The sequence below is a fragment of the Anaerosporobacter sp. genome, from assembly GCF_965301125.1.
The window spans coordinates 1-3649 of record NZ_CBDLAM010000278.1 but is presented as its reverse complement, the minus strand read 5'-3'; the positions used below and the strand labels follow the sequence as shown (position 1 = coordinate 3649).

Genomic DNA, 3649 nt, shown 5'->3' with positions numbered 1-3649 from the left:
ACATGTCACAATAGAAAAGAATGAAGAATTAGCACTTAAAGAACGTGAAATAATGAATCAATACATAAATAAAATTATAGAATCTCTTTCATATAAAAATAGTTCAGAAGTTGAAGAAACAGTACAGCTACTACATACAGATGAATTTTATGAAATTGCAACAAAAAAAGAATTCTATAAAGATTTGTCTAAAGAGTTAAAAAGAAAATATACGGGAAATGTTGTTATTTTACAAACACTAAAAAATATTTATGGAATTTTGAATTTCCTCGATAACGAAGATATGAATATTAATATAATGGCGGTTCTTGAAGAAAGAGTTAGCCTATTTGAAAAATATAATAAAACAAATAAAAAGAACGTAATTAAAAAGATGGTTAAGATAATAGCTTTTATAGGAATATTGTGTTTTATACTTGTTGGTTACTTTGGGGATAAAAACAAGCTACAGAATAAGATACCTAATGAAAGTGAAATATGTTCTTTAATAAAAGAGCAGTATGGAGTAGATATATCACCTGAAAGTATATATGATGAAGATGATATTGATCTTTTCATAGGGGATACGCTACCAAATGAAAAGATATATTCTCAAAGAGTATATTATACAACCAATGATGGAAATCAAATTTTTTTTAACAGCTTATTTAGTGAATATATGGATAATTCAAGTGAGATTAAATTTAATTTAGAAAAGAAACTTTTTAACGTATATATTAAAAACTATTTATACGAATACATAAATAAAGATCATACAGTTGGAATTGATTTATCAGATTTATATTGTGTTATGGATTATGAACAGCTTATCATGGAATTCGATGTAACTGAAGAACAAATAGATTCTTTTATAGATTCATTATATGACTTTAAAGAGGCATACTGGTCTGAAATCCCAGTGAGTAGTAGGAATACAGAGTATCAATTTACAGTGCATTTTTACTATGAAGGAGAAAAAGGGTATTTCTTTAAACACGAGCGAAACGACGTAGTAATAATACTAACAACAAGTAATTCGGATATTGATAAAGAAGCATTACGAAAACAAATTAGAGGTGATTAGATGAGTGTTGTAGGGATCGATTTAGGAACAACAAACAGTTTGATAAGTGTATATAAAGATGGAACAACAACATTCATACCCAATGAGTATGGAGAAATTTTAACGCCGAGTGTCGTTAGTATAGATAAAGATGGAGAAACAATATATGTTGGGAAAAGTGCAAAGAATAGAATGATAGAATATTCTGACTATACAGCTTCTCAATTTAAACGAAGTATGGGAACGAATCGAACATTTAAATTAGGAAAGCAATCATTTGACTCAGAAGAACTATCTTCTTTAATTCTAAAAAAATTAGTAAAAGATGCTGAGAATTACATGAACGAAGAAATAACAGAGGCTGTAATAAGTGTACCTGCATATTTTAATGAAAATCAAAGGAGAGCCACGAAAAGAGCTGGGGAGTTGGCAGGACTCAAAGTAGAACGACTGGTAAATGAACCATCGGCGGCTGCACTTATGAGTCGAATCAATGATATGTATGGAGATAAAACTATATTGATTTTTGATTTTGGTGGTGGAACACTGGATGTTTCCTATGCAGAATGCTTTGAAAATATTATTAGTGTGTTAGCTATATCAGGTAATAACAAACTGGGTGGTCGAGACTTTGATCGTGCAATTGCTAAATATTTTTGTTTAAAGAATGAACTAGACTTTAACTTTTTGGGCGGTAAAGAAAAGAACAAGCTACTCTTTGAAAGTGAGCAGGTAAAAATCAAATTAAGTAATTCTGAATCTGTAGAATTTAATGTAGAATTGTCAGGAAAAACATACTACTTGGTTCTTACCAGAGAAGACTTGGTAAATTGCACCCCTGAGATTTTTCAAAATATAGAACAAATTGTAAAAAGAGTGTTTAGAGATGCTGAAATAGAAACAGATGATATAGATGAAGTGATTTTGGTAGGTGGTTCCAGTAAGATGCCAGTGGTACAGCAATACATACGATATTTATTGCCTACAGCTAAGATTAATATGGAAGCTTCTGATACGATAGTTGGTATGGGGGTTGGGACTTATGCTGGGATTAAGTCGAGAGAAAAGGGAATTGAGAATCTGGTATTAACTGATATTTGTCCATTTTCCCTTGGAACCTCGATAACTAACGATGCGGACTTAGAAAACCACTGATGTCACCAATTATTACAAGAAATACACCTTTACCAGCAGTAAAAAGAGGCGTCTATATGACAGCACATAATTATCAGGAGAAAATTAATATCGGAGTTTATCAGGGCGAACATCAATATTCTAAGGATAATATTAAGCTTGGAGAAATTGATATAAAAGTAGAACCTTATCCGAAAGGTCATGAAAAATTTGAAGTAACATTTGCATATGATTTAAATGGTCTACTAATAGTAGAAACCAAAAATTTAAGGACTAATGATACCTATGAACTTATATTAGAAAAGGAAGATGATTTGTCAATAGAAGAAAGTAAGAAAAGACTTCAAAAATTAAGAGAATTGAAGCTGGAAGTAAAATCGGAGGTAGATTCAGATTTAGCTAAAAGAGTAGAGGAATTATTTGAATTATTAGATAATGAAAATCAAATGGAATTAAATCATATGTTTATGCTATATCAAAAGTCAAGAGAACAAAATAGTTTGATTAAGTTAAATAAAGTAGAACAAAATTTCTTAGAATACTTAAGCAATTTAGAGAAAAAGTTAGATGTTGAATCCGTTAATAAGTTTGATGAAAATTGGTTCCAATCAAAGAATAATAGATGATGTAAGATCCCTTTCATGCTATAATAATAACGAAAGAAAACGGAAAGAAGGTACTGCGATGTCTATGATTACAAATGATTGGCTAGATTCCTTGGGTGGAGAGTTTAATAAGCCATATTATAAAGAACTATATCAATTTGTTAAAGAGGAATATACAAAAAATGTTATATATCCTCCAATAGAAGATATCTTTAACGCGTTTCATTTTACGCCGCTAAGTGAAGTAAAGGTACTCTTGCTTGGACAAGATCCCTATCATAATGTGAATCAAGCACATGGATTATCCTTTTCGGTATTGCCAATGCAGAAGGATATTCCACCGTCACTACAGAACATATATAAGGAATTGCAGGAGGATTGTGGTTGCTATATTCCTAATAACGGATATCTTAAGAAATGGGCTGACCAAGGTGTACTACTATTGAATACCGTACTTACAGTAAGGGCACATCAAGCCAATTCACATCAGGGAAGAGGTTGGGAGATGTTCACTGATGCGGTAATCCAAGCTGTTAATGCACAAGACCGACCTATTGTGTATTTCCTTTGGGGGAGACCAGCACAATCTAAGAAGAAGATGCTAACCAATCCGAAACATCTAATACTGGAAGCACCTCATCCAAGCCCATTGTCTGCATATCGTGGATTTTTTGGAAGTAAACCATTTTCCCAAGCAAACGAGTTTTTGAAGCAACATAATATAGAACCAATTGATTGGCAAATCGAGAATATAAATTCATAAAAATGAATATTTAAATGTGAAAAAACTGTGAAACGTATAAACGTTCACAGTTTTTTCGCATTTATTCATTATGATGTACTTGGCATAAGTATATAGCACCATTTT

At 31.5% G+C, this 3649-nt stretch carries 4 protein-coding genes; all 4 read left to right on the top strand.

Going from position 1 to position 3649, the window contains the following annotated elements; all coding sequences use genetic code 11:
• A partial coding sequence (locus ACW2QF_RS18635; RefSeq protein ID WP_455717516.1) for a hypothetical protein occupies window positions 1-1063 on the top strand: 1063 nt, incomplete at its 5' end.
• Entirely contained in the window at window positions 1064-2197 is a 1134-nt protein-coding gene (locus tag ACW2QF_RS18630) for an Hsp70 family protein (protein WP_455717515.1), read from the top strand.
• Window positions 2198-2253: 56 nt separating this feature from the next.
• Window positions 2254-2802 (top strand): Hsp70 family protein, encoded by a 549-nt coding sequence (locus tag ACW2QF_RS18625; RefSeq protein WP_455717514.1) that lies wholly within the window; start codon window positions 2254-2256, stop codon window positions 2800-2802.
• Window positions 2803-2860: 58 nt separating this feature from the next.
• Window positions 2861-3544, top strand: a complete 684-nt coding sequence (locus ACW2QF_RS18620; RefSeq protein ID WP_455717513.1) for a uracil-DNA glycosylase — start codon at window positions 2861-2863, stop codon at window positions 3542-3544.
• Window positions 3545-3649 lie beyond the last annotated feature (105 nt).